The organism is Hymenobacter sp. GOD-10R (genome assembly GCF_035609205.1).
GTDB lineage: Bacteria > Bacteroidota > Bacteroidia > Cytophagales > Hymenobacteraceae > Hymenobacter.
The window spans coordinates 4,672,010-4,698,211 of the sequence record NZ_CP141184.1 but is presented as its reverse complement, the minus strand read 5'-3'; the positions used below and the strand labels follow the sequence as shown (position 1 = coordinate 4,698,211).

The window sequence follows — 26,202 nt, the reverse complement described above, 5'->3', positions numbered from 1 at the left end:
CTCTGTCACAAAGAGCAGGTTTCTAATAGGCACTTATAGGCCGTATTCCTATTAAGCCTAATAAATTCCTATTAGATGACTTTTTGCATCTGTTTCCATCGGTCTAGCCATAGGTTAGCCTTCTCTGTTGCAGTGTCAAATGCTGCACTCCCGTTGTAGCTTGGGGTTTTCCCTCTAGTTGCTCCATACTCGTAAGCCAGCACTTTTGCACCTAGTGGAATGCCGTATGCCTTATCAGTAGCTTCCGACCATTGGTCTTTGTCAGCACTGAACAATCCAGCGCGTGACAATACACTAAGTGCAGCAGCTACCTTGCTAATAGCTCCTTTCCCTTTCCCGCGAAGTGGTCTGAACGGACGGCTGGATAAATCTTTATCAATAGCCTTCAGATAAATCAATAAGCTAGAGAGGTTAGCGGAAGTAAAATTTGATAAACACAGATCGGCTATAGTACAAGCGGGAGGGTTATCTAGCTGCGCGTGCTGAACCGATTGGGTAATGGCAGTGTCTGTTGCTTGTTCAGCTGTCAGCGCGGATTGCACAATAGCATGAGCTGAGGCTCGCGAAATATCTTCCGTCTGTGCTGTTGATCTGTGACGTTCAGCTAGGATTAGTAATCGCTGCTCAACTTTTTTTAACTGTTTTTGAGTGTATTCTTCTAAGGCTGATGAACCGGACCATTCGAAGTTTTCGGACATCTCAGAATCATTATACCAACCAGCTTTCAGCAGTTGACGCCGGGCCTGTAAACTGCCCTTATCTGTTTCGTTAAGATATGGCCGTTCTTCAGGTGCCCACACACAGCGTTCATAGTGCGTTTTGTGCTTAGCTAAGAAAGCTTCAATTCTAGCTTGACGATCCAAGCTTAAAGTGCTTGCGCCTAAATATGCTTCTACTCGATTTAAGAATGCTCCAAAGTCTTGCCAAGGACTTGTTGCCCATAACTCTACGGATTCATCAAAGAGGGCAGAGCCAATATCACCAGGAGGCAGTACTGCAAATGCCTCGAATAATTTAGAGTAGTATGCGTGTAGTTCAAGGGCCTTGTTCATCAGCTTGCCAGCTCTAAGGTGAAGGTTGTATTTTACTGTTAGTTGCCGCAATACTACATCGCTGTAGTCTCTACAACAGGTGTCTCATACACCCTAGCAAACTCCGTCAATACTGAATCCTCCGTTACGTTCACGTAGCGGCTGAACGACTTTAGGTCCTTGTGACCGGTAATCTTCATAATCAGTTCCGGTCGTAATCCGGCTTCTAGTGCCAGCGTCACGAATGTGCGACGGGCGGTATGCGTCGTCACAAATTCATATTTCGGGGCTGTGGTGGTGTGGCGCTTGCCTCCAGCGTAATGAGTACGCTCCGTAAGCGTATCAATCCCAGCCAGAGCAGCTAGTTCCTTGAGGTAGCGATTGAGTACCTGGTTAGGTAGTGGTCGCAGGGTACCGGCCACTATTTGCGCTAGAAGCGGGCGGGCTTCGGGGCGTATCGGAATAGTAAGCGTATCACGCGTCTTCTGCGTAGTCAAGCGCAACCGGTCAACGTGGATGTGCTCTGGGCGTAGGGCAGCCACGTCGGAGAAGCGTAGACCGGTATATACCCCCAGCAGAAATAGACCGCGGGCGTTGTTGAGTGCAGGACGAAGGTCGAGACTAGCCAGAGCTACTACTTCTGCGCGAGTGAGCGTGAGTATATCCGGCTCTCGTCGCTGCCAGCTTATCTTTTTATAATCAGGTGGTACCGGGTAGCCATGCTCTGTGGCCCAGGCCAGAAAGCACTTCAGTATAACTAGGTTCTTGCGTACGGCCGTATCACGCAGCTGCCTTTTTGTTAACAGGTACTCGGCAAGGCGTTGCGAGAAAGTGCCGCCCACAGTGTCAAATGCCACCGGGTACTTAGCGGCACTCTGAAAATCACGGAGATGGCGTAAGGTTGTGCGATACGTGCGTAACGTGTTAGGCGTGTGCGTTAGCGAACGACTAGCAATCCACTCCGTGAAGACGGTCAGCAGGTCTGCTTTGTCTAACTGCGGAACTTTAGGCGTTATGGCTACAGGGGCAGCGGCCGCTTTCAGCTGAGCAGCGGTAGGTAAGGCACCAGCAGCCAGGTGCTCGGCGTACGTCGTCAGCAATCGATCTTGTATACCGTTGAGGGCGTCGTTCAAGTGCCCGTTCAACTCGTTGCCTTTGCCTCGCTCTTTCGCTCGTTGATCGTCTTTTATCCACTTACTGGGGTGGATGCTTTGACCAGTATAGATCTTCAATCGATTACCCCGGTCAATAGTAAGCAGGGCATAAATAGCCGTGGGGCGGTCTGCCTGAGGCTCCTTCAGGTGGAAGGATACAGTAGCCATAGTGTGTTTGTAGTTGCCATAGGCAAGATACAACTTCTATGCTTCTCAGGGTACACATGAGGGTACATACTTTGACATTTCAACCGTATTTATCCCGATGTAAACCAACTAGTATAAAACAAAAACATTGTTTATAGGCCTATAAACAATGTTTTTATATCTGATGGACATGGGATAAATAGTCTTGTTCGATTCCAAGTGGGCCCACTCAAGTGGATTGTACATCTTTAATGGTGTGCAATCCACTTTTTCGTTAGTGCCTACTAGTAAGATCTTTGCCCCGGCAATCATTGTGCTTAGCGAGCGTCAAGAAGCCGAATATTTTTTCGGCTTCTGCCCGTAATGCTTTTCAAACAGCCGGCTGAAGTGGCTCAGATTGGAGAAGCCTAACTCATAGCCTGCTTGGGCCACCGAATGCCGGCCGTGCTTCAGCAAAAAAGCCGCTTCTTCCATCCTAGCTTGCTGGTAATATGTATAAATGGGGGTGCCAAACGTTTGCTTGAACAGCTGTTTGAGTTTGGTTTCGCTCATGGCGGCCAAGTGGGCCAACTCCCGCAAGACCGGCGGCGCGCTCAAGTCGCGGAGGATGGCTTGGCGAACGTGGAGCAAGCGGGCAGCATCTACACTATTAATCGGTTGATGCGCCGCACTTTCACGCAGTGATAGTTTATGGAAAACAAGGTAGAGCAACTCCTGCACCTTGATCTGCATGTAGAAGTGGCTAAGGCTCTCTTGCATATCCACGGCAGTCATTTTGTTGAGCAGTAGCTTGGCTTCCGCCAGCATACTTTCGAAGAAGAGAAAAGAGTTGCCGCTGCCCGTAATCGTTTGGAGGACCGAGTTAGGGTTACGGATACCTAATAATTCCTTTAGCCGCGTCGGGGTAATGGCGACTACCACGTACTGAATACGTTGCTGGGCGGGAAAGCGGATAGTGGAGCTAAGATCGTTGGACGTAACCTGAATAGCCGACTCGTTGCGCTGGGAAAATAAAACGGGAGGCTCTTGGTTGTACGCAACGCCGAGCGGCTGCTCATTGTCGTAAAAAAAGATGGTAATCAACTCGTTCCCCAGCCCAGAAGCCGTGCGTTCGAGAAGTAGCTCTTCCTGGAGTAGATAGTGGTGGAGCGTAATCTTGAAATCTGCTCCGAATACTAATTTGCGAATCGATCCTCGTCCTAGCTTTTCGGGTATCTCCAACACTCCGTTGTGCACAGGAGCCTGTATGTGACGAGCAAAACAGGTGATGAAGTCAAAATCGGAGGTTGCGGAGAAGTTGAATAGCATAATGAGATGGTTCCTCCTTTTTTCATTTACGCATGATCTTGTCGTATGAAAAACGGTAACTAAAAGGACGAGCTCGAGGCTAGCACTCGGTGATGCACGAGGCCTCTGCGTTCGTATTTCCTCTGCATAATACGGCATAAAACAATGCCCCCTAGAATAGCAAGTTGCTATCCTAGGGGGCATTGTTTTATGCTTGCTGATATTGATTTTTGAACTCTTCTACGAATTGTTCCAACTTGATTTTGCCCGTGACGTGTGCCCCGGTGGCAAAGAAATCTTGGGTAACTAAGCCAGCTCTTACCCCTTGCCCCAGTTCGGTGATAAGCCCGGCCAACTCTGGTGACAATCCGGCCGATAGCATCCCTTGCTTCAGCTGTTCGTCAGGAATAGTTGTCCAGACTAGGTCTGGTTTGCCGATTGCTGGACCAAGCAAGGAGGCAACTTCATTGCCGGTCGAGATAGCACTGATGATGTACTTCACCTCAAACCCATTTCCTGGCTGTTGCAACTCCGACGCCACTGCTGTGGCGACATCCTCTGGGTGCGTGAGGACTAATTTATCCTCGCCGCTGTAGTTGTTGCCGAAGAGGTTCATGTTTTTAATCAGGGGAATGTCTCGCAAGAAGTTGGTGTAGAAAAATCCCGATCGTAAGATGGTCACGTTCACTCCTGCCAGTTGCTGAAACAATTGCTCAATCTGGTGCACGCCTTGTACGGGACCGGTACCCGCCGCCGCATCTGCCCCGACGCTGCTTAACATGACCACGCGGGATACTCCCGCCGCCTTAATTGCCTGGGCATACGCCTGCCCAGCCTCCGCGATGTTTTGGATTAGATGAGAAGTACCCATTGCTGGCGGCACCATGGCATACACGGCATCCGCTCCGTGGAATGCCGTGGTTAAGAACGCTGCATCGCTGAGCGAGCCCACGGCCGCTACGGCCCCTAAGGCCTTGATTTCATCTTTGCGGTCGTTATTACTGGTGATAACGGTTACATCATGGCCGGCGGCTAGTAGCATTTTCACTACTGGTTTGGCCACATTGCCCAGAGAGCCTGCAGTTGTAATCTTCATGGTTTTTGTGGTTGGTCGGCGGCGCTAGGAGAACTCTTGCGTCATTCACCAGGGCCTACCGAAAAGTGAGAAGTCCTAAAAAAGAAAGCACGCGCTTCGCCTAATGGCCTAGGGGGTGGCACCCGGCGAGCAGAGTTACTGGAGATAATCCGGCGGAAATACTTGTTGCCCGTACTTTTTCGCAGCGGCCTGTAGCTTTTTCAGGAATGTTTCTTCCAGAGGCGGTGGCGGCAGAAACTGGCCAGTGGCCACAGGTTGGCCGATCTCGGTAAAAAATGCTTCTAAGCCGGCTGGCACTACGGTGCAAAGCAAATGGGCCATTTGTTGAGTGTTGTTGCGAAAACAGTGCACCACGCCACCTTCCGGAATACGGACGAAGGCTCCTCGAGTGGCCACGTAAGTCCCGAACTCGGATTTGACTTCAATCTCCCCATCCAGCACATAAAATGACTCTTCGAAAGCCGCATGTGCGTGGGGTCCGGGGCCGCCACCGGGTGGTATCAGCATATCGATGATGGCAAAGGCTCCTGCGGTTTCTTCTCCGCTAACCAGGATGCGGTAGGTGTCTCCAACCACCGAGATGGAGTGCCCCTCTGTTGGGGCTAGTGTAACCGGATGCTTTTTTTGCTCTTCCATAAGGCTCGATAAAGTATAAGCCAAAGGTCAGAAAGCGTTACGCTGGAAAATACCCTGATAGGACAACAAATCAGTCGTATCCGACTAAAGCATGCGCCGCCAACAGAGTCGTCTTGGTCTGAAATAGAGTGTCCGCTTTACTTGTTGTCCCAAATGGTATCCTTTTCGCTGCAGTCGAATACTATGACCCGGACTTGCCTGTATCAACAGTTTCTCACTAGGTATACTGCGACCTGCCTTCCCATGTAACAAAGGTTGTTTTAGACCTAGGTTGTTTGAGAACCCAACCATTTTGCTAGTAAACAGGTCCGCCTATTCTACCACAAGGCAGTTCTAGGCACTAGTGGCCTGTTTAGGGCGAGCAACCTTATTCACTAGGTAGCTCGCCCGAATGTACACTACTTAAATGCCACGTCGCCTGGTAAGAGAATGGTCGACTGGAAAGCCTCGCCGGTGTGCGCCGTATGGGCTACGGCCGCATTGACTTGTGAAAGGGAAAAGGTGGTGATCTTCCACTCGTCGAGTGACAAAAGCCCAGCTCGGATAAGCGCTATTAACTGAGCAGGAGCTTGACGTGGGTACATATACTGGCCTCGCACGGTAATACAATGGCGCATCAGGTGCGCATAATTGAGTTCCAGCCCCACACGCAGGCCACCCATGAGCACCACAGTGCCATGTGGACGCACGGTTTGGGCCGCAGCTCGTACTGGCGCTGCATCTGGTAGGGGAGGCAGAAGGTCTAGTACCTTATCAATGCGGCCAGGAGCTGCCCGTTGCATGCGTCGCTGATCCTCATTCTCATCACCACTCAAACGAACGGGTCGGACGCGCGAACCAAAGCGCCTAACTAAATCAGCTAATACCGCCTCGTTGCGGCCTGGGGCGATGACGCATCCGGCCCCCATAGCCAGCGCCACGGCAACGGCGGCACTCCCAAAGTGGCCGGTGGCTCCACTGATTAGGATCGTTTCGCCGGCTTGCAGGTCTGCGGCCAGTAGCCCGCCGTAGGGCACCAGGCAAAGCCCTAGGCCGCACCAGCGCGCTGCTTCCGCTGGCTCAAGGGCGCCGAGTGGAATGGCATTTTCCAGCGGTAGTAGCAACTGCTCGGCAAAGGGGCCGTGCCGAAAGTGGGCTTGCAGCCGCTGCGCACCGGGGCTGGGCGCGATTAGGCCTTGCAGCAAGATGTCGGGAGCAACGGGTTCATCGCGGGCGCGCACGGTCGGATCACAGTACACCCAGTCGCCGGGGGCTAGGCGCGTGGTATCGGGCCCTACAGACCGTACTCGTCCCACGGCGCCAGAGCCTACTGCCAGCGGTAGCAATAATGGGTATTGGCGTGCTCCACTGAACACTTCGGCCGCATAGGGTAACACTGGGGCGGCCACCACATCTACCACTACTTCGCCGGCAAGGGGCCTAGGGTCTGCGAGTTCTTGTAGGAGGAGAGGGGTACCGAACGCCTCTAAAATGGCTGCTTGCATCTGCTTATATTCTCTAGGTGGAGCAGAGCAAAAGTTGAAACAGAGGGGCTTACCAAATGGTAAAAAGTGAGGTTAGTCGATCTGTTTGCGCAGCCGACTCAAGGATTGAGGCGTGATACCTAGGTAGGAGGCAATCAGGTGTTGAGGAACGCACCGGGCTACTTCAGGCTGATGCAGTAAAAATAACTGGTAGCGTCTGGCGGCATCGTGCCCCATAAATGTGCGGTGCAGGTGCAGCTTGCCCAGTAATTCCTGCTGAATCAGTTGGCCCAGGAGTTCCGACAGGCGAGGTACCTGCTGGCTTAAGGCCACTAGTTGAGCGTAGGTGATGGCTAACACCCGTGCCGGACAGGCCGCGAGTAGGCTCTGAGTAGCAGGTAGCTGCTGCTCAAAGCTGGTTAGGAGCGTGCAGAATTGGCCCGCTTCCCGAAAAAAGTGGGTTCGCTCTTTTCCCTGGGTATCACGCACCGCAATACGCAGTACGCCCTCCTGCACAAAGAAAAGCTCCTCGCAGACGGTTCTCGCTTCAACGAGTACTTCACCCTCCGTAAGTATGCGTTCCTGGAAGGCAGCAAGTACGCTCTGCTGTTCTACTGCGGAAAGCTGAGGGGATTGCGGCAACGCCGCCAGCAACGAAACGGAAACGGTCCTAGTTGGCACCACCATGCGCAGAAAGCTAGTTGATCCGGAAAGATACTCTGTGAAACCGATGAACGCTGCTAGAGCCATAGCGACCTAAGCAGCGTGGAGGACATATGTTCGTCCACGCTGCTTGCTCCATGCTGCTTGAGATGCAGACCCTCAGGTCAGGCGCTTACTTTAACAGTAAGCGAGTGACACTTTCCAAGAATGACCCTGCTTATGTAGTCGGCAGCGTAGCTTTCCGCAGGCGCAAAGCCGCCAGCAGGAAATAAAATGCCCCCACCGCCGAGTAAACAGCCACATTGGTTACTCCCTTTGTGGGGTCGTGGGCCTGTACCACAAACAACACCCCAGCTAGGACCGACTGTCCGCCGCTGAGGATCATCGGCCATTGTCCACCCAATGGGCGTCGTCGCTGCAAGCCGAGCAGCAGTTGAATCAGTCCAGTCAGCACGGCCCACACGCCAAATACGGTGAGGACCGCCGGAATGCCATTGCGCAGAGCTAGGCCCACGGCTACCGTTGTGATGCTGCCAACGACGATGTTCACGTACTGTGGCAGCAGAGAGCCTCCGGTGCTGCGGTTGGCCCGAATATCCCCGAAGGTAGCTAGCACGTCCTAGGCCGGGTAGAGCAGCAGCAAAGCAGCCGTGAGCGTGGGCGCGGATTTTACAAACAGAAAAACAAGGCTAACCCAAACCACGGAGAAAGCGGCCCGCACGAAGTAAAGGGTGCGGAGTGCCTGGGCCGTAGAAACGGGGGCTGAAACGGGAGTTGCTAAGGAAACGGACATGAGTTTAAGTTGATTAGTAAAAGGCAAGGTGTTGGGGCAGGTAATAAGAGGGGCGTCGCCTTTACAGGAAGGCAGCAGTGCTGACAGAATGAGCAAGTAGAAGCCCATAGCTGGCTAGAAAGGCAGCGTGTGGCTGCGCGTACTTTTTGGGTGATGGCCTATTTCGAGCTGTAGCCACTTAGGCAGGCTCAGCGGCTACAACGCGCTTTTTTGCCAGCGATGAGAGCATCGCCGCCAGCGCAAGCGGCCATTGGCATTTTTAACTAGGCAGCATAGGCTTCATCGAGGCTTAGTGATGTGACAAAGGTCCTGCCGCGCCGCAACTAGATTTTTCACCTAGGTTAAAAAGTGTCGCTCGATAATTTATTTACTTTAACTGCCAGGTTATCTGGCTGCTTGACCGCTCCGCTACGGAAGTCAGAGCCTAGCTTGTTCAGCGTGGAAGTACTTGTTCTGTCAGCAGTTTTAGTCTCGCTCGATGCGAATAGTTGGGTGTGCTAAAGCTGGCGCTTTCCTTTCTACCTTGCTGTTATATGCTCTCCTTTCTCAAGGACTCTCCTCGTCAACTGCTGGCTCAGCAGCTACAAGCTTTCGCCCACCTTTCCGACGAAGACCTTCGTTTAGCCGAGGACCATTGGCAGCTGCGCACTATTCCGCGCCACGAGTTTTTTAACTTCCGCAACTCTGTATGCCTATATATCGGCTTCATTGTGAGTGGCTTGTTTCGCGTGTACTATGTTGACCCGTCTACAGACATGGAGCACACTGTTGCCTTTGTGCCAGAGGGCACGTTTCTCACTTCCCTTAAAAGCCTAGTTACCCAGGAGGCGTGCCCCTACTACATTGCCGCGCTAGAAGACGCCGAACTGATGGTCATCAGCGTTGGGCAGTTGCACGAGCTCTACAAGCAGTCGCACAGCTGGGAGCGGTTTGGCCGCCTGCTGGCCGAGCAGTACCTAGTGTTGCATCAGGCCAAGTCCGAAGCCATGCTTTTCCAAACGGCCGAGCAACGCTACCTGGCGCTATTAGCGCAGTTTCCAGGCGTCACCAATCGAGTTTCCTTGGGGCATATCGCCTCGTATCTGGGTATTAAGGGGCCTTCACTCAGCCGCATCCGTGGGCAATTAGGGAAGTCTAAGTAGTAGAAATTCAATTACTGCTTCAGTGATAGAACTGGAGCTAGGCAGTGTTAGATGGCGCAGGCTCTTTCTGGTTTTGGCTGCCGAGGTAGTACTATATTCTTCCCGGCGTTGCTACAAACTTCGACCACGTTTCTAGACCTTGCTCATCTAGGTGGAGTCCACAAGTAGAGCAGATTCGAATCTCACAAAACATCCGTTTGCCGTCACTTAGATTGGAGTTGCATTTAGTGCAATGCCACATCGACCACGGCCCGTTCACAACTTTTTGGGCGGTTAGATCAGAGCTGCCACAGTGTGGGCAGTATGTTTTGATGGTGGTTAGCGACTGGGAGCAGCCCGGGCACTTGAGTAACGCCGCCGCCCGAAAGCCAAGGAAAATGCCTCCAAACAAGCTAGGGACGAATAGCAGGCCTAGCCAGTGAATAGGTGCTGGGGCATAGATCATGCACAGTGCCAAGGCAGCTAGCAGAAAGCACCATAACATGCGTCCAATGTAGGTACGATAGGTGGCCGCAATCGAAGTAAATGCAACCTTGAGGCGGGCACGCTCTTCCGGAGAATACGCATGGTCACTAGGCGAGAAAGGAGTAGAAGAAGTATTCATCGAGCTAGGTCAAGTACTCGAATTTGTAGAATAGGCTAAAATCTTCCTTGAGCTAGATCATCTATCATCGTAGGAAACCAGACTTCTTGAGGAACGAGTGGTAAAGCATGAGAAGAGGTGAGTTTAATGGGGCTTCTCTTACCATGTCTCAGCCATCCGTCAGAAAGCTTTCCGCTTTTCGTAACCTTGGGCTTTTTGACTTGGCAAAGATGACAAAGCTAGCTTTGCTACATTAGAGAGAACGGTTGTTGAATGCTCTGAGATGAACAATGAGCAGGGCGTGATGTAGCTAAAAATCAACAACTTTCCCTGATTTCTCAATAGTCGCATGCGGGCGTTAGAACGCTACGAGCACTAGGTTCCGGTGCTACACGTGAGATACTAGGCTGGGCTCATGAAAATGGTCAATACTGTTAGCTAGACTTCTCAAGTCACTTCTTCAGATCCGAGGCTTTCCCAAAAGCTGTGCACACGTTTCTCATGGCTCAATTCGAGCTTTGTTGGGAATATTCTTTTAGCTGCTGATTACTAAGGATTTGTAGCGACCTAGGTCTTGCAAGTAACGAATTATGAAGCTCCGATAAGCTAGCTGGCTTCCTTCTTGCTCATAAAGATTCAGTGCTTGCGTTTAGTACTATGCCGGTACCCTTTTTCAGGTATCGGTAAGTATTTTCTTGAATTGAAGTAATTGCTTTGTTGGTAGTTTCATCTGAAAAAACAAATTGTTCTATTCACGAGTATTTTTAAAACTGGATTAGTTAGAAGACAAAACCTAGACTTTACTGTCATTATTTCTTGTTACGCCCAGATAATCATTCAATTATAAATTTCGATAGTTCATGGCGCATATTTTTACAGCTATCAAAAAGTGCAAATTGGTTTATAATAACAAAGCTTCCCTTAGCGCAGTTGTTACTTTGCTTGCGCGAAGCTTAAGTTTAGCATTATTACCAGGTTTTTGTGTACAGCGCAACTTGACCCTAGTCAACGCAGAACGGACAAGGGCGAGCCTGATAAGCAAAGGCAGCAGATCTGTAAGTGGCTATCATGCAAGTGTTAGCACGTTGCCACATGTTAGCTAGGGTGTTCAATATGGTGCCCGTACCCAACTTGCCTAACTGGCAGCGTTATATGTTATTGCTAAGTGCACTATTGGCCACCATCACGGGTGCGAATCTGCACCTGGCAGGCGGAGAAGAACTTAAGAGCATGGTGCCGCTGGTGCTGCCGTTTATGCTGTGGTGGCCACAGCCGGCTTGTGCCGAACGGCGGTTGTACTGGTGGTTGATGCTTGGGCTACTATTCGCAGTTGTTGTGGGGCTACTTGTCATTGTTTTGCCCCACGTGTTAAGAATGATATTGCCTAGCTAGGCAAGACCTTCTTATTGGTTAGTAAAGAGAATTGGCCTCCGCTGGAGGCACCGCCAACGACGCAATTGCTGTCCTTGGCGGTGCCTCCAGCGGAGGCCAACTCTTTGTTGCTGCTAGGTACTGCTGAAACAGTTGCAATTAGTACATTGGAGGATGAAAATCGTACTGTTTCTCCTAACACTCATCTGCGGGTTGAGCGTTTCGCAAGTTGTCACCGCACAAACCAAGTCCCGCTTAGCGCCTGTCTTCAATCACTCGGCTGTCTGCGTGCAAGATCTAAAGCGAAGCACGACCTTTTACCGCACCGTGTTGATGCTGGAAGAAATACCTAATCCGTTCAATGACGGCCTGCACACCTGGCTTTCAATTGGCCCGGGTATTCAGCTTCATATTATTCAGCGTCAGTGCACCCCGAATGCTGATAAAAATATTCACATGTGCTTCAAGGTTCCAGTGCTGGCTGAATTTATCAGCCACTTGGAAAAGCTAGGCGTGGCTTACACAAATTTAAAAGGAGAAGGCAAAGACCCCACGTTGAGAGCAGACGGCGTTAAACAAATTTATCTTCAAGATCCGGATGGTTATTGGATTGAAATAAATGACGCTAAATGAGAATTGAAAGTACCAAATTTGGAATTGCGTTAAAGGAGACTTTAGCGCAATAAAATGGTTGGTAAATTGCTTTAGCGCTAGTACAAGCCTGTTTTTTAGTGGCTTGTGTATACGGTAATTGCTCTGCCTGCTAAACTGAATTAATAGTCAGTAAGGTTAAAGTATTTATTTAAAATCATGCAGAATAGCAAATGAGCATTGCCTGCTGTTTTGCTAATTGCCGTTGCTATACCTAGAAAATATAATAAGCTCTTGCTGAAAAATATATGGTTGTGAACTTTTGTTAATATAGTTTACTGTTAGTGTAGAATTATATTCTTGTTATTTTAATTGTACTCTCCATTGCCTTTCTTGAAGTTATGGCTCAGGCTCAGTCTTCCCTGTCCAATGACGGAAACCCACAAATAGCAGCGCAACCTAGCCGCGAACAGTTGGAAGCAGCCCTGCTAGCAGCCGAAGCGCGTGTTGCTGCGTTAGAGCAGCAACTCACCACCGTAAAGCAGAGCGCACAGCGTCAGCAGAGCCAACTGACTGCCTTAGTCGAGAACTTGCGGATAGGAATTTTGCTCGTTAGCGAAGAGGGCCAGATTCTGTTTGTAAATCAGTATTTCAGAGAATTATTTGGCTTAGCAGTGGGTGATGTTGTTGCGGAAGTATACCCGCCTATTCCGCCCGATACAGTTTATATCGACGAAGCATTTCAAGACCCCGCTGACTTTGCGGCGCGGGCTCAAGCGTTGCACATAGCCGGTAAAACGGTTCTTAACGAAGAATTTATTCTCGCAAATGGACGAGTACTAGAGCTCGATTATTTGGTGCTAGATCAGGACCAGGCTGGCCGCCTGATCTGCTACCGCGATGTGACAGAACGCCACGAGCGCGACACTCTGCTTCGTACGCTTTCCTATATCCCTGAGCAAAATCCGGATCCTATTCTGAGACTAGCTTATGATGGAGAAATAATCTATGCTAATCCGGCGGCCACGTCGTTGGTGCAGGCTTGCGATACCTATGAGTTGGTGCGAGAGCAACTACTGGGGTTTGTGCAAGATGCCGTAGCCACCAGCAAGGTATACCGCCAAGAACTGGTGCTAGCTGAGCAGCACTACCTCGTCACGATCGTTGGGGTGCCAAACGAACGGCTGGTTACCTTATACATGACCGACATTACGGCTCGCTACCAGGCCGAGCAGCAAGTGGCCGAGCAGCGTGCGTTTTACGAGAACATCTTGGCCCATGTACCGGCCGCAGTGGCGGTTGTAGATGCTGATTTTCGGTACCGGTTTGTGAATGCAGCGGTAGAACCCGATCCGGTGGCTCGGGAGTGGATGCTAGGCAAAACCAATGAAGAAGCCTGTCGTTACCGCTCTATGCCGCGAGAAATCAGCGAGAGAAGACAACAGATGTTTGCGCAGGTAATAACGAGCCGGCAAGAACTACAGTGGGAGGAAGCACTGCTTGGTGGGCCTACACCCCGGCACCTGCTCCGTCACTTATGTCCTATCGTTGAGGCGGATGGAAGCGTCCGGCTGCTGGTTGGCTCGGGCATCGATATCACGGCGCGTAAGCTGGCGGAGGAAAAAGCGGCGCAACAGCAAGAGTTCTACGAATCTATCCTAAACCTGCTCCCCGTCGACATTGCGGTATTCGACGCCGAGCATCGCTACTTGTTTGTCAATCCGTCGTCCATCACAAACCCGGAGATTCGGCAGTGGATTATTGGTAAGACCAATGCTGAGTATTGCGCCTTCCGGCAGCGGCCCGCAAGGCTAGGTCAGCAGCGCGAAGAGTTTTTCAACCAAGCTATTCAGGCGCGCACCGATGTGTTGTGGGAAGAGATGCAGGGCAATGCAGAGACGCAGCGCCGCATTCTACGGCACTTGCGACCCGTGTTTAACTCCGATGGTACCTTGCGCTTGGTGGTCGGGTCGGGTCTGGATATTACGGCCCGCTACGCCGCTGAGGAGCGACAGCGCCAAAGTGAGGAGCTCATCCGGGAGCAGCAAACCTTCATCCGCCTGATCGTTGATACACTGCCGAACATTGTGTACGTGACTGACCAATTCGGTAACGTCTCGTTTGCCAACAAAGTCTTCGAAGAGATGGCTGCTGTCAGTGAGCATGTAGCGGTGGGGGAGAAGAGCCCAGCGGTGGTGGAGCAATTGCGTCAGATTCAGCAGTGTCGCCAACAGGTTTTTACTACTCAAAAGCCGCTGGTCACCGAAATGTCATTGACGCTGAAATCGGGTGAAACTCGCTCTCTGCAAGTGCATATGAATCCCTTAGAGCGCATCAATGGCCACCAGGAAGTGCTGATAATGAGCACGGACATTACAGCGCTCAAGAAAACGCAGCAGCTAGCGGAAGAAAGTGCCCGCGCTAAGGAATCCTTTCTGACACGCATGAGCCATGAGATTCGGACGCCGCTCAATGGAGTGCTCGGTATGGCCAAACTACTAGAGCGCACGGAGCTAGCTGCTTCGCAGCGGGAGTATTTGCAGACTATGCAACGGGCTGGTCAACACTTGCTGGCGCTAGTGAATGATGTGCTCGACATGGCCAAGATTACGGCCAACCACCTGCAGCTTGACCATGCCCCGTTCGACCTGAGTGTGGCGCTGCATGGGGCGCTGCAAACGGTTGCTTCTTTGGCCGAACAGAAAGGCCTCGCTCTTCGAGTGATTCCTTTCGACCTGGCCGATACCCATGTGCTGGGCGATGCTTACCGCTTGCACCAAGTGTTACTGAATTTGCTCAGCAACGCTATTAAGTTTACGGAGCAGGGCAGCGTTGAGCTTGGTACAACGGTCGTTGCTGATACGCCGAGTGCGCTGGCGGTACGGTTCTGGGTGAAGGATACGGGTATCGGCATTGCGCCCGAGCAGCAAATTCACATTTTTGAAGCCTTTATGCAGGCGAATGCCCATACCAGTCAGCGCTTCGGTGGCACAGGGCTAGGTTTGGCCATTAGCGAGCAGCTAATTCACCATATGGGTGGCACCCTGCAACTATGCAGCGAGCTAGGCAAGGGCACTACTTTCTCCTTTGTGCTGACTTTCCCTCGCGTAGTGGAAGAGACGCTCAGTGCTACTTCTGCCCCCGCAGTCGACTACGAGCAGCTGCGCGGCTTACGGATATTGTTAGCCGAAGACAACATGGTGAACCAGTGGCTGGCAACTGTGATGCTCGAGCACTGGGGCGTGCAGGTGGAGGCTGTAGGCGACGGTCAGCAAGCCCTAAATCTTCTTAGAGCTAACGCATATGATGTTGCCATTCTGGATATCCAGATGCCCGGCTTGAGCGGCGTCGGGGTGACGCGGGCTATCCGGCAGTATGATGATGCGGCGCGTGCTCATGTCCCAATTATCGCCTTAACGGCCAATGCTTTTGCCGATGATGGCGAGGCCTACTTAGCAGCGGGCATGAACGCATGGCTGACAAAGCCTTTTGAAGAAGCCGAGCTTTGTGAGCTTATTCTTCGGCTGGCGAAGCCGTCGGTGTAGCGTACAGTTAGGACGGGAGTTGCACCTGAAAGCTAAGCGAGGGTAGAAAATTGTCGGGCAACCAGAAAGGCAGCCGCGGCAGCTAGGGCGCCCGTTGCGGCCATCTTTATGGCTCCCCACACGGGTGGCTGGCCTGTCATTCTGCTTTTGAGGTAACCAAAAACCAGCAGGCAAACCAACGTGATAACCGCCGACCAAAAGAGCCCTTGCGCCGGAGTACTCGTGAAGAAATAAGCACTAAGCGGGACTACTCCGCCGAGTGCGTAGGCTAGGCTGATCGTAGCGGCACTCTTGGGTGCTTGCTTTGGGTCGGGCTCTTCTAACCCTAGCTCGTATTTCATCATGAATTGCACCCACTGTTCGGGGTCGGCAGTTAGCTCCCTGACAGCCGCGGCGCGGGTAGCTGGCGAGAGGCCCATGTCGGCCAACAACTCGTCGACTTCGGCGCGCTCGGCATCGGGAATGTCGCGCACTTCGCGGTGCTCGCGCGCCAGTTCCGAGGCATAGTGGTCGATTTCGGTACGACCGGCCAAGTAGCCACCTAGGCCCATGGCAATGGAGCCCGCTACTACCTCGGCTAGCCCCGCCGTAATGACCAAAGCAGACGACTGCACCGCCCCGCTCAGGCCCGCCGCCAGTGCAAAAGGCACTGTTAGGCCATCCGAAAGCCCAATAACAATATCCTGCAACATGGCCGAGCTGGTGAGGTGTTGCTCATCGTGCGAATGCTGAGTGCTGGCCATAGACGGAAAAAAGAGCGTTGGAAAACAGAAGAGGCGCTTAGTATACGAACCGCCGGGCGAAAGTCTAGCCCTAAAACCAAACACGCCCCACCAGGGTTGCTAGCGGGGCGTGTTTGAAAAGCGTAACAGAAGGCCAACCTAGGGCATGGTGAAGGAGAAATCGGCGCTAACGAGGCTGGCAGTGAGGCCAGTATTCTGGCGGTAGTAAGCATAACGCAAGTCCAGGCTCTTGAACTTGGCAATCCGACTACCGAAAGGCGTTTTGAACCGCCCGATACCGTACACCGGCGAATAGCGCAAACCAATACCTAGCTTATTAGCCGAGAAAGCCGCCAAATCGTAGTCGGAAGTGTAGTAGGCATCGGCGGTGGAATGCTCTAAGTAAGGAGCAAAGTACGTAGCTGCTGTTTGAGTATGGTACCGATAGAAGGGATAGAGCACAAAGAAAGGCGTGATCTTAATGGGGGTTTCCAGCTCTGCGGTGTGCGCCCGAATCCCAAAGTTGTCGTTGTAGAAGCGGTAAAACGCCCGTATCTGCACCAGGTCGGTTGCGAAATAGGTGAGGCGCAAGCCCACCGGATACTTGTAGCGTTGGCGCGGCAGCAGCTCGGTTTTGGCCGTACCTAGGGTGCCACCCGTTTCCTTGAAATACACCCGGTGAAACGGCGTGCTCAGTAAGCCGCGCTGGGCAACCAGCTCGGTGCTCACGGCGACTTGCAAGCGTTGCGTGAGCACCTGCGAATACGTAAGATTCAGGTTGTAGCTTTGCCGGGTATCGAAGCCGGAGCCGTGCTCCTGGTTGCGACCGGTGCGTAACTCGGCGGGAAGGATGAGCGTGGCCCGGTCAAAAAAGGCCTGCGCGGCTACGCTCAGCTCGCGGTTGCCGTCGACGGAGGCATGGGCCCAAGAGCCCGTTACATTGAATGAGCGGTAATCGTATTCATTCGAAAACCCTGCACCTAGGCCCACAATCGTGCGCTTGTCGGCCAGGGTATGCGCGTAGCCAAAATCGACGTGGTACCGTGCGTCGTGAGAAGACGGGGAAGACAAGACTTGGTCGATACGGTCAGTAGAGGCCGAGGCGTAGTAGTCCATGCCCACGTTGGCCGACAGGCGAGTGGCCGAATCTAGCGGCACGTTCAGGATGATGGTGGGCGTCAAATCGGTCAGGTGCTGGGTGCCCCGGCCGCCTTCCACCGCGCCGTGGTTTCCATCCTGCTCGTAGTAGCTCATCAGAATGTCGACCTGGGTTTCGCCGCTGTTGGCGGGGCTAGGTGCCGCTACCGGCGGGTTCGGGGCGCCATAGCCATCAACCCGGTTGGGGGTGGGCGTCGCCTGGGCCCACGCCAGTACGGGTGCTAGGCCAAGCAATAGAGTTGCCGCAAGGCGGCAGGCAGTGGTCAGAATAGATATACGGGGCATGAACTGCGGTGTGAGGGGCGAAAAATCAAAATGCTTGGCCTAGGAGCTGCCAGCTAATTACAGCCGCAACCGCCACCTACTTTGCCACCGTTGGCCCCGCCGGCACCCTCGCGGTAGCTCTCGAAGTTGGTTTCGTACGTTTCAATGGGCTTGTTCGCTAGCTTCATGTCCTCGTCGTTGAGGTACACTTTCTGGTAGGCTGCCACCGAGACGCAACTCGTCAGGCTGCCACTGCCCGCAAGCAGGAGCAAGCCAAGAAGTACACGGGGCCACTGCGTGGTTTTCATCAGGCTTAAGGTTGAGAGGGAGATACCGCCTGGGGGCGTTGATTGGAGTAATAATGCACGGTCATGCCCTTCGAGGTAAGGGTGCGGCCGTCGTTAGTGATAAGCGTACAGTCAACGCCCTTGAGCTGGTTAATGAAGGCTAGCCCTTGCTCCGGGCCTTTCACAAACACCACTTCATCGAGGCCATCCGCTAGCTCCACATCGGGGCAAATGATGGTGACCGAGCGCAACCCAGTGGCCGGGTAGCCCGTGTGCGGATCGATAATGTGACCGTAGTAGTGGCCCTGCACCGTGAAATACTGCTCGTAGTTGCCAGCCGTCACGACGGCTACGTCCGTCACGGTCAGCCACGAGGAAACGGACTGCGGATACGCCGGGTCGCCGATGGCAATGCGCCACAGCGAACCATCGCCCTGCCGACCCCAGCAGGAAATATCGCCTGACCCGTTGATGAGGCCGCCCCGAATGTCTAATTGCTGCATCAGGGTTTGGGCGCGTCGTACGCCGTAGCCTTGCAGGATGCCGGCTAGGTTCAGGCGCATGCCTTTCTCCTTCAGCATTACGGAGTGCGCGGCCGGATTGAGCACGATATTGCGGTAGTTGATGCGCCGCACGGAAGCTCGAACGACGGCCGAATCGGGGAGGGCAGCGTGCTCTTGCCGGTCGAACTTGTAGATCTTTTCGCCACCAGCAAAGGTGATATCGAAAGCGCTTCCGCTCAGCGCGGAGAGCTTCAACGTGCGCCCAATCAGGTCGTACACTTCTTGGTCGACGACCACCGGGTGCAGGCCCGCCGCACGGTTGATCTGGGTGATCTGCGAGGTGGAATCCCAGTAGGAGCACAGACGGTCGATGCGTTGAGTTTCGCGAATGGCTGCGCGCAGAGCTCGCCACGCCAGCGAGTCATCAGCCGACACGGCTGTGAACGTGAAGTGCGAACCCATCAGGTGCGCTTCGCGGGTAAAGTTGCGCGCCCTAGGTGTTGGCTTTGGGCCTTGGGCATAGGCAACGGAAAAGCTAGCCAGCATACCTAGCACCAGCGACGCGCCGACCCGTAACCATCTCAGTGAGCTAGGCATACTGCTTACCGCTTGGCTAAAAGCTGCGTTAGGTAAGCGTCGTACGCGGCCGGACCACCAGGACGGTAGCCCGTTTTGGCCAGCACCTTGCCTTCGGGCGAGAGCAGCACAACTAGGGGGAAGGCGCCTTCTTTATTCAGCTGAGCAGCAGCTTGTTCGTTTTGTTTGGTTTGCTCAGCGGGAAGCTTGTTCTTCTTACTCCGTGGAAAGTCGAAGCGGGCCAGCACCAGTTTGTCCTGGGCGTATTGGGCAAATTCGGGCTGGTCGAACACCTCTTGTTTCAGCATGATGCAGGGCTTGCACCAATCAGAGCCCGAGAAAACGGCCAGCACCGGCTTGTTGGTAGTTTTGGCTTCTTGCAAGGCAGCAGCTAGGTCACCCTTCCAGGTGACGGATGAGGTTTGCGCCTGCGTTTGAAAGACAGTCAGCAACGCAAAAAGGCAGAAGGCAAGAAAGCGCATAGAGGAGAAGAAGGTGACTTCGAGATTAAAACAACATTAAAGCTACTTTCCATACGCTACTACTACTCACATGGTGCACTCTTAAGCAATATTTAAGAATTGCCTTACCTATGGTTTGTCTTAAGCTTTGCTTAAGAGAGGAGCGCCTGCTTCTGCATAGGCATTTAAACCGCGTACTTCGTGTTGCGAATGACAAAAGCGGACGAGCTAGGTGCTACTAGCAAGTAGGCAAGCCAAGGCGCGTTATCTTACCTCATGCAAATACTAGTAATCGAAGATGAGCCTGGCATTGCCCGTTTTCTGAAGCAAGGGCTGGAGGAAGAAGGCTACGGCATCGACGTGGCAGACACGGGTACGGTGGGCTTACGCCAAGCGCTCAGCCAGCACTACGACCTGTTGCTCGTCGATTGGATGCTGCCTGAGCTCACGGGGCTGGAACTGTGCAAGCAACTGCGGGCACAGGGCAACCTAACGCCACTGATCTTCCTCACGGCCAAAGACACCGTGCAAGATACCATCGCGGGTTTGCAGGCTGGCGCCAACGACTACATCAAGAAGCCGTTTCACTTCGAGGAGCTGCTGGAACGCATTCGGGTACAGTTGCGCACGGCTACAGCCACGCCCGAGCGGTTTTCCGTCGGGCCCATCGTGCTCGACGTCGCCACGCACCAGGTCTATAAAGACGACGAAGAAATCGTGCTTACCCAAAAAGAGTTTGCGCTGCTCGAGTATCTACTGCGCCACAAAGGCAACGTCTGCCGGCGCCAGAAGATTATTGAGCACGTGTGGGAGATTCATTTTGAGTATAACACCGGCATCATCGACGTATATATGAATGCGCTGCGCAAAAAGCTGCGCTTAGGCAAGGATGAAGAGTACCTGCAAACCATTCGCGGCATTGGCTATGTCGCGCGCGATTGACTTGGCAGTGAGTGACTGAATGGCTTCGCACTGAGTAACTGAGTGAGTCGCTCTTACACCTTGCTCAGTTGAGTTAGTCCAGTCGCTCCCCCCGTCACTTTATTTCCCGTCACTCAGTCACTCAGCTACTCAGTCACTCTTATGTCTCTGGCTTTTAAAGACCGCATTGCTCTGCACTATATGCTCGCTACGGCGGCGCTGATAGCGTTGGTGTATCTGGTGGTGTTTGTGGTGGTGCAGCAACAGGTGTACTCGGAGCTGGATACCAACCTGCGCTTTGAAGCGGCCAAGCACCGGAAGGAGCTGTCGATTGCCAACGGCTCGATTGTGTTTGCGCACAAAGGCGAGTGGGAGGAAGAGGAGCACCGCGAAGTGCAGATTGACCCGGTGTTTATTCAGGTGAACGACCTGAACGGCCGGCTGATGGACCGCTCGCCCAATCTGAAACATAACCAGCTCATCTTCGATGACCCCACCGATGGGCGAGTGCCATTGACCTCGACGCTGCACGGTAAGGCCATTCGGCAGGTGCAGGTGCCCATCGTGGAGCATGGCAAGCCGGTGGGCTACCTGTTGGCAGCCATTTCAGCGGAGGCGGCTCAGCACGTGCTCCGCCGCCTCGAAACGGTGCTGCTGCTGTCGTTTCCGGCGGTGTTGCTGGTGTTATTTGGCATTGCGCGCCTGCTAGCGGGGCGCAGCATTGCACCCATTGCCCAAATTACAGCCACCACGAACCGCATCACCCGCAGCAACCTAGCTGAGCGCATTGCTTTACCCGCGCGCCCCGACGAGCTGCACACCCTAGCCAGCGCCATCAACGGGCTGTTGTACCGCATTGAGCAAGCTGTGGAGCGCGAAAAGCAATTTACTTCCGATGCTTCGCACGAGCTGCGCACGCCGTTGGCGGTGCTCAAAGGCACCCTGGAGGTGCTCATTCGCAAGCCCCGTAGCGCGGCCGAGTACGTAGAAAACATAGCCTTAAGTATCCGCGAAATTGACCGGCTCACACAGCTCGTGGATCAGCTGCTGCTGCTGGCGCGGTTCGAGAACCACGCCAAGGAGGTAGCGCTGAACCGCCAGGAGCTGTCGGTGGTGAGCAGTGTGCACGATGTGCTCTACCGCCATCGTGCCGACCTAGGTGCCAAGCATATTCGGGTGGATGTGCAAGATCCAGACACGCCACTTGTCACCTCTGACCCTTATTTGGTCGATCTGATTCTGGATAACGTGCTGGCCAACGCTGTGAAGTACTCCCCGGCCAACTCGACCATTTGGGTGGAGCTGACTGCCGAGCGCAACAGCTTGCGCTGCACCATCACCGACCAAGGCATCGGCATTCGCTCCGATGACCTGAGCAAGATCTTTGACCCTCTGTACCGCTCCGACGCTTTGGCGCACAAACAGATAGCGGGCACGGGGTTGGGCCTTTCCATTGTGGCGAAAGCCTGTGCACTGCTCAATATCCAGGTAGAGGTGCGCAGCGCGCTAGGGCAGGGCACTACGTTCACGCTGCTGTTCCCGGCGGAAAAAGTTAGGATACCAGAAAAAAGCCCCGCCATCGTCTGAACCGGGCGGGGCATTTTTGCGGGAGAGAGATTAGGGAAGCAGGTCGGTGTAGTCGTTAGCTCACGGCGCCGGCAACAGTGTTGCGCACTAGCATTGCCAGAAGCTAAAGCTAGGCTGACGCGAAAGCAGCGGTCCTGATACGGAACACCGAGTCCTCTTGGCCAACAAGTTTTCTTAAGATTTCCTTAAAAGTAAATGGCGTTTAGCGGTGCTGCTGCGTGCGCTTACCGCGAATCTTCTTGATCAGACCCCGAAACCACTTGCCGGTTTTGGACCGGTGTCGGACAACCCGGCGTCTTTTAGTTGCCGGCTTCGCATGGTGTGCCGATGCGGAAGCTGCTGCCGCTGTGGTGGCAGGCAGGGCAGCCGGTATAGCGGCTAACGCAGGGCCGGGCGTAGCAGCCGTAGCTGGGTTGAGCACGCATAAGCTCAGTCGCCTATTTAGGGCCCGGCCTACTGGCCCCACGTTGGAAGCCACAAAATCTTGGGCGCCATAGCCTTCCGCTTGCAGGCGGTTGGCATCGACCCCTAGCTTTATCAGTGCTTGCATCGCGGCGGAAGCGCGGCTCTGGCTCAGCAGCAGATTCTTTTCTACGTCGCCGGTGCTGTCGGTGTAGCCACCTAGCTTGATGCGGGCCTGCGGAAAAGCCTTCAAGATGCTCGCTAGGTTTTGTAACTGTTGCTGCGACTCGGCCGTGAGCGAAGCCTGGCCCGCGGTGAAGTACACCCGGTCCACGTTGATCCAGGCGGAAGGCGTATTCTGGGTTTCGAGGCGTTGGGCGGGGTCAGTGAGCAGGTGATAGAGGCGGTATTCGGTGGAGTTGGAACCTACGCGCTGCTTGCTGCCGTCGGGTAGGGTGAGCACCAACGGCTGCCCGATGGTGTAGATATACGTGTCAGTGACGGGGTCGTAGTGGCCGGCGGGCAGGCTCGTCGTGAGCGGCGCGGCGCTGTTGGCCTCGGCTTCGTTGTAGCTGGCGGCCACGGCGCTGGTTGCTGCGGGTGCCGCCGTTGCGTCGGTGACTGGCGCCGTAACGGCCGCGGCCGGCGTAAACTCCGAATCGGTGAAGAACAAGCTCGCTAGGTAGCCCACCCCCAGAACCAGCACCGCTGCCACGGCTAGCTGCCAGCGTCGCTGCTTGGTAAACCACGACCTAGCCCTGGTGGGAGTAAAGGTGATGCCGCCGCCCACTTTCTCCCACGTACCAGCCCCCGCAACCGTGTAGCGATGCAGTGGCGGTTCGGGCGCTGGGGTAGGGCGTGGGGCGGTGGAGGGCGGAACGAACGTTTCGGTGGGCTGCAAGGGCTGGGCCGCCGCTACGCTTTGCTGCTGGCGTAGCCAACGACCGAGGCGAGTGGAGTCGAGCTGATGATCGGCGGCGTACTGGCCGAGGGTACCTAGCACCGCTGCCACGGCTACTTCCAGAACCCAGTTGAAAGCTTCTTCGGGCAGGTTGGTCGCTGTGCGCAGGGGTGTAGTGATGCTGGCGTACGTGCTGCCAAGCAGCTCTTGCATAAGGCGCACGCCCCGCCCCCCAAAAGCAGTAGGCGTGGCCAGTTGGGCAAGTGACCTAGCTTGGTGAGCGTGCTGGGTAAGGTTCCAGAGGGCTTCGCCGCCGCTGGGCCGCGCTACCCAGTTTTGCAAGCTATTAACCACCAAGGGCACAAGCCGATCAAGCCCCTGCCTAACAACGGGAGGGCTCTGGTTCAGCGCAGTACTTATTTGCTGAAGAAGCTCTGCCGTAAAGCAGGTGTTGATAGAATCTAGCACCGTTCCACCTTCGCGCATGATGTTTTTCAAGGTGTGTTTGTTGATCTAAGCTAGGCTTTTACGAAAAAACACGACTCCGTAGCTATACTTACTTTGCAAGACGCGGCGGATTAACGCTGGCCGCGCCTCCACTCATATACTACCTCTTCCGTTATGCAATGGGTCACCCGCGAGCATCCCAAGATTGACCGCCTAGCTTGTCCCTGGCTGATCCTTCGTTTCATCGATCCGCAAGCGGAAATCCTGTACGTGCCCGCCGACACCGTTCTCCTGACCGCCGAGCAAACGGGGGCTATTCCCTTTGATGTGCCCAACGTCGAGCTTTCGCACTACGGCCGCGAGTGCACGTTCGATTACTTGCTGAAAAAATATGCCCTGCGCGACCCGGCCTTGCACGCCATGGCGCCCATCATCCGCGGCGCCGACACCGACAACCACGCCCTGGCCCAGCAAGCGGCCGGGCTGTGGGCCATTTCCGCCGGCCTAGCCTACAACATCCGCGACGATCAGCAGCTACTCCAGCAAGGCCTTGTGCTGTATGATGCGCTGTATAGTTGGGCCAAACACCTGCAAGGCCAGCCGCACACCCAGCAGCCGGAGGAGCAACTCCTGGTGCAAGTGTACGAGACCTACCTGCAGCGCACCCAAAACCGCAGCGCGCCCCCACCTGCCTGGGCCGTACAGCTGCGCGAGCTGATTCAGGACCACCTCGACACCAACCTGAGTTTGCGCCTTACGGAAGTAGCCGACACGCTGCAGGTGAACCCTAGCTACTTATCGCGGGAGTTTGCGCGCTACTTCGACGACCTATCGTTTGGCGAATACATCCGCAAGCTGCGCATCGAAAAGGCGCTGCAACTGCTGGATACTACCACGTATTCGCTGGCTGAAATAGCCTACCTCACTGGCTTCTCCGACCAGAGTCATTTCACTCGCATCTTTAAGCAGCACACCGGGCAAAGCCCCGCCAGTTATCGTAAAAAGCAGCTGCGAAAGTAAAGATTATACCAGCCGCAAAATCTGTTCTATACTTCCGGGGAAGGTTCGCCGTAGCATTGTAGCAGCAAGAGGTAGCGGCACCCATCTGTCTTGCTATTACGCTCTATGAACCAAGTGCTTACTCCTGTTTCTAAACCCACCTTCGCTGAGGCTTTGCGCTTCTGGGTCAAGCTAGGGTTCATCAGCTTTGGTGGGCCAGCCGGTCAGATTGCCATTATGCACACCGTGCTGGTGGAACAAAAGCGCTGGATTTCGGACGCTAAGTTTCTACACGCGCTCAACTATTGCATGCTGCTGCCCGGTCCTGAAGCCCAGCAGCTTGCCACCTACATCGGGTGGCTTCTGCACGGCACGCGGGGCGGCTTGGCGGCCGGTATTCTGTTTGTGTTGCCTTCGGTGCTCATCTTACTGGGACTGAGCCTGCTGTATGTCACCATCGGTACGCTGCCGGCCTTGCAGGGCGTATTTGGCGGGCTGAAACCGGCGGTCGTGGCTATTATTCTGCTGGCTATGGTGAAGATCGGGCAGAAATCGTTGCTGAGTCCGCTGCACTACGTGGTGGCAGTAGCTAGCTTCGTGGGCATCTTTTGGTTCAATGTGCCTTTCCCGCTCTTAATCATAGGAGCGGCCGTGGTGGCGCTGGTGGCGCAGCGGTGGTTTCCGGCGCCGGCTGGCTCGGCTGCAGCGCAGGCCAAAGCGGCACAAGCCGAAGAAGGGTACTTCCTGACTTCGCAATCGGTGGTGCCAGGTACGGGCTTTTCGCTGCCGCGCCTGGTGCGACAGCTGGGGGTATCTGTGGCATTGTGGGCGCTGCCGTTTGGGTTGTTCTGGCTGCTGGCACCCGATTTTTCGTTTTGGCGCCGGCTCAGCACGTTCTTCACCCAGGCCGCGCTGGTCACCTTTGGCGGGGCGTACGCGGTGCTGCCCTACGTGGCCCAGGTGAGCGTAGAGAAGCTGCACTGGCTCACGCACGGGCAGATGCTCGACGGCCTAGCTTTGGGCGAAACCACGCCGGGGCCACTCATTATGGTGCTGGCCTTTGTGGGCTTTATGGGTGGCTACACGCACTTCGGCGGTGCACTCGGCCTAGGTGCGCTCGGCCTGCTGACGACCACCTACTTCACCTTCCTGCCCTGCTTTGTGTTCATCCTGGTGGGGGCGCCGCTGATTGAGCGCACCCAGCACAACGCGCACTTAAAAGCGGTACTGAGCATCATCACGGCAGCTGTGGTAGGCGTCGTACTGAACTTGGCGGTTTACCTAGGTCGGGCGGTACTGTTTCCCACTGGGCGCTTTGACTTAGCTGACCTGCACTGGCCTAGCTTGGTATGGCTGCTCATTTCGCTTGTGGCCCTGTACCGGTTTAAGGTAAATATGATACTTTGGATTGGTATCAGCGCCGGCGTTGGCTTATTATACTACTTACTTTCTGGCTACCTAGGTTAAGCTTT

General features: G+C 54.2%; 22 protein-coding genes. 7 read left to right on the top strand and 15 right to left on the bottom strand.

The features are described 5' to 3' along the window. Positions 1–71: 71 nt before the first annotated feature. The 9 genes from SD425_RS18525 to SD425_RS18485 all read right to left on the bottom strand — a co-directional run bounded on the left by SD425_RS18525 (position 72) and on the right by SD425_RS18485 (position 8,270). Entirely contained in the window at positions 72–1,052 is a 981-nt protein-coding gene (locus tag SD425_RS18525; protein WP_324671482.1) for a hypothetical protein, read from the bottom strand. A 53-nt stretch (positions 1,053–1,105) separates the two neighbouring features. Further along, positions 1,106–2,353, bottom strand: coding sequence for a site-specific integrase (locus SD425_RS18520; RefSeq protein WP_324671481.1), 1,248 nt, complete (start codon positions 2,351–2,353; stop codon positions 1,106–1,108). Between the two features lie 306 nt (positions 2,354–2,659). Beyond that, on the bottom strand, positions 2,660–3,640 hold the full coding sequence (locus SD425_RS18515) for an AraC family transcriptional regulator (RefSeq protein ID WP_324671480.1): 981 nt from the start codon (positions 3,638–3,640) through the stop codon (positions 2,660–2,662). Between the two features lie 187 nt (positions 3,641–3,827). Beyond that, complete coding sequence (locus SD425_RS18510; RefSeq protein WP_324671479.1) at positions 3,828–4,715, bottom strand: NmrA family NAD(P)-binding protein; 888 nt, start codon at positions 4,713–4,715, stop codon at positions 3,828–3,830. A gap of 135 nt (positions 4,716–4,850) precedes the next feature. Beyond that, positions 4,851–5,351, bottom strand: coding sequence for a cupin domain-containing protein (locus tag SD425_RS18505; RefSeq protein WP_324671478.1), 501 nt, complete (start codon positions 5,349–5,351; stop codon positions 4,851–4,853). Between the two features lie 398 nt (positions 5,352–5,749). Further along, positions 5,750–6,835, bottom strand: a complete 1,086-nt coding sequence (locus SD425_RS18500; protein ID WP_324671477.1) for a medium chain dehydrogenase/reductase family protein — start codon at positions 6,833–6,835, stop codon at positions 5,750–5,752. A gap of 72 nt (positions 6,836–6,907) precedes the next feature. Continuing rightward, positions 6,908–7,564 (bottom strand): Crp/Fnr family transcriptional regulator, encoded by a 657-nt coding sequence (locus SD425_RS18495; protein ID WP_324671476.1) that lies wholly within the window; start codon positions 7,562–7,564, stop codon positions 6,908–6,910. A gap of 130 nt (positions 7,565–7,694) precedes the next feature. Further along, positions 7,695–8,093 carry a DUF308 domain-containing protein gene (locus tag SD425_RS18490; protein WP_324671475.1) on the bottom strand — a complete coding sequence of 133 codons (399 nt, stop codon included), beginning with the start codon at positions 8,091–8,093 and terminating at the stop codon, positions 7,695–7,697. A 3-nt stretch (positions 8,094–8,096) separates the two neighbouring features. Further along, complete coding sequence (locus SD425_RS18485) at positions 8,097–8,270, bottom strand: hypothetical protein (RefSeq protein ID WP_324671474.1); 174 nt, start codon at positions 8,268–8,270, stop codon at positions 8,097–8,099. Between the two features lie 533 nt (positions 8,271–8,803). Here SD425_RS18485 and SD425_RS18480 point away from each other — a divergent pair. The 3 genes from SD425_RS18480 (at position 8,804) to SD425_RS18470 (ending at position 15,502) form a co-directional block, all read left to right on the top strand. After that, entirely contained in the window at positions 8,804–9,412 is a 609-nt protein-coding gene (locus SD425_RS18480) for a Crp/Fnr family transcriptional regulator (RefSeq protein WP_324671473.1), read from the top strand. 2,128 nt (positions 9,413–11,540) lie between these two features. Further along, positions 11,541–11,999: a VOC family protein gene (locus SD425_RS18475; RefSeq protein WP_324671472.1), complete on the top strand. Its 459-nt coding sequence runs from the start codon at positions 11,541–11,543 to the stop codon at positions 11,997–11,999. A 359-nt stretch (positions 12,000–12,358) separates the two neighbouring features. Beyond that, positions 12,359–15,502 carry a PAS domain-containing protein gene (locus SD425_RS18470; protein ID WP_324671471.1) on the top strand — a complete coding sequence of 1,048 codons (3,144 nt, stop codon included), beginning with the start codon at positions 12,359–12,361 and terminating at the stop codon, positions 15,500–15,502. Positions 15,503–15,534: 32 nt separating this feature from the next. On the opposite strand, the gene SD425_RS18465 is transcribed toward SD425_RS18470, so the two are convergent. The 5 genes from SD425_RS18465 to SD425_RS18445 all read right to left on the bottom strand — a co-directional run bounded on the left by SD425_RS18465 (position 15,535) and on the right by SD425_RS18445 (position 19,494). Further along, a complete protein-coding gene (locus SD425_RS18465) occupies positions 15,535–16,245 on the bottom strand; it encodes a VIT1/CCC1 transporter family protein (RefSeq protein WP_324671470.1) in 711 nt (236 codons plus the stop codon). Positions 16,246–16,383: 138 nt separating this feature from the next. Next, the gene (locus tag SD425_RS18460) at positions 16,384–17,667 is read right to left on the bottom strand and encodes a DUF3570 domain-containing protein (RefSeq protein ID WP_324671469.1); all 1,284 of its coding nucleotides are present in this window, start codon (positions 17,665–17,667) and stop codon (positions 16,384–16,386) included. 53 nt (positions 17,668–17,720) lie between these two features. Then, complete coding sequence (locus SD425_RS18455) at positions 17,721–17,954, bottom strand: DUF4266 domain-containing protein (RefSeq protein WP_324671467.1); 234 nt, start codon at positions 17,952–17,954, stop codon at positions 17,721–17,723. A gap of 5 nt (positions 17,955–17,959) precedes the next feature. Next, positions 17,960–19,033 carry an FAD:protein FMN transferase gene (locus SD425_RS18450; protein WP_324671466.1) on the bottom strand — a complete coding sequence of 358 codons (1,074 nt, stop codon included), beginning with the start codon at positions 19,031–19,033 and terminating at the stop codon, positions 17,960–17,962. 5 nt (positions 19,034–19,038) lie between these two features. Continuing rightward, positions 19,039–19,494, bottom strand: coding sequence for a thioredoxin family protein (locus tag SD425_RS18445; protein ID WP_324671465.1), 456 nt, complete (start codon positions 19,492–19,494; stop codon positions 19,039–19,041). A gap of 255 nt (positions 19,495–19,749) precedes the next feature. Here SD425_RS18445 and SD425_RS18440 point away from each other — a divergent pair, with 255 nt between their 5' ends. Next, the gene (locus tag SD425_RS18440; RefSeq protein WP_324671464.1) at positions 19,750–20,415 is read left to right on the top strand and encodes a response regulator transcription factor; all 666 of its coding nucleotides are present in this window, start codon (positions 19,750–19,752) and stop codon (positions 20,413–20,415) included. 141 nt (positions 20,416–20,556) lie between these two features. After that, positions 20,557–21,981, top strand: coding sequence for a sensor histidine kinase (locus SD425_RS18435; RefSeq protein ID WP_324671463.1), 1,425 nt, complete (start codon positions 20,557–20,559; stop codon positions 21,979–21,981). A gap of 202 nt (positions 21,982–22,183) precedes the next feature. Here SD425_RS18435 and SD425_RS18430 read toward each other — a convergent pair whose 3' ends face one another. Further along, the gene (locus tag SD425_RS18430; protein ID WP_324671462.1) at positions 22,184–23,782 is read right to left on the bottom strand and encodes an OmpA family protein; all 1,599 of its coding nucleotides are present in this window, start codon (positions 23,780–23,782) and stop codon (positions 22,184–22,186) included. 123 nt (positions 23,783–23,905) lie between these two features. Between SD425_RS18430 and SD425_RS18425 the strand changes: the two genes are divergently transcribed. After that, positions 23,906–24,751 (top strand): chromate resistance protein ChrB domain-containing protein, encoded by an 846-nt coding sequence (locus SD425_RS18425; protein ID WP_324671460.1) that lies wholly within the window; start codon positions 23,906–23,908, stop codon positions 24,749–24,751. A 105-nt stretch (positions 24,752–24,856) separates the two neighbouring features. After that, positions 24,857–26,197, top strand: coding sequence for a chromate efflux transporter (chrA, locus tag SD425_RS18420; RefSeq protein WP_324671459.1), 1,341 nt, complete (start codon positions 24,857–24,859; stop codon positions 26,195–26,197). Positions 26,198–26,202 lie beyond the last annotated feature (5 nt).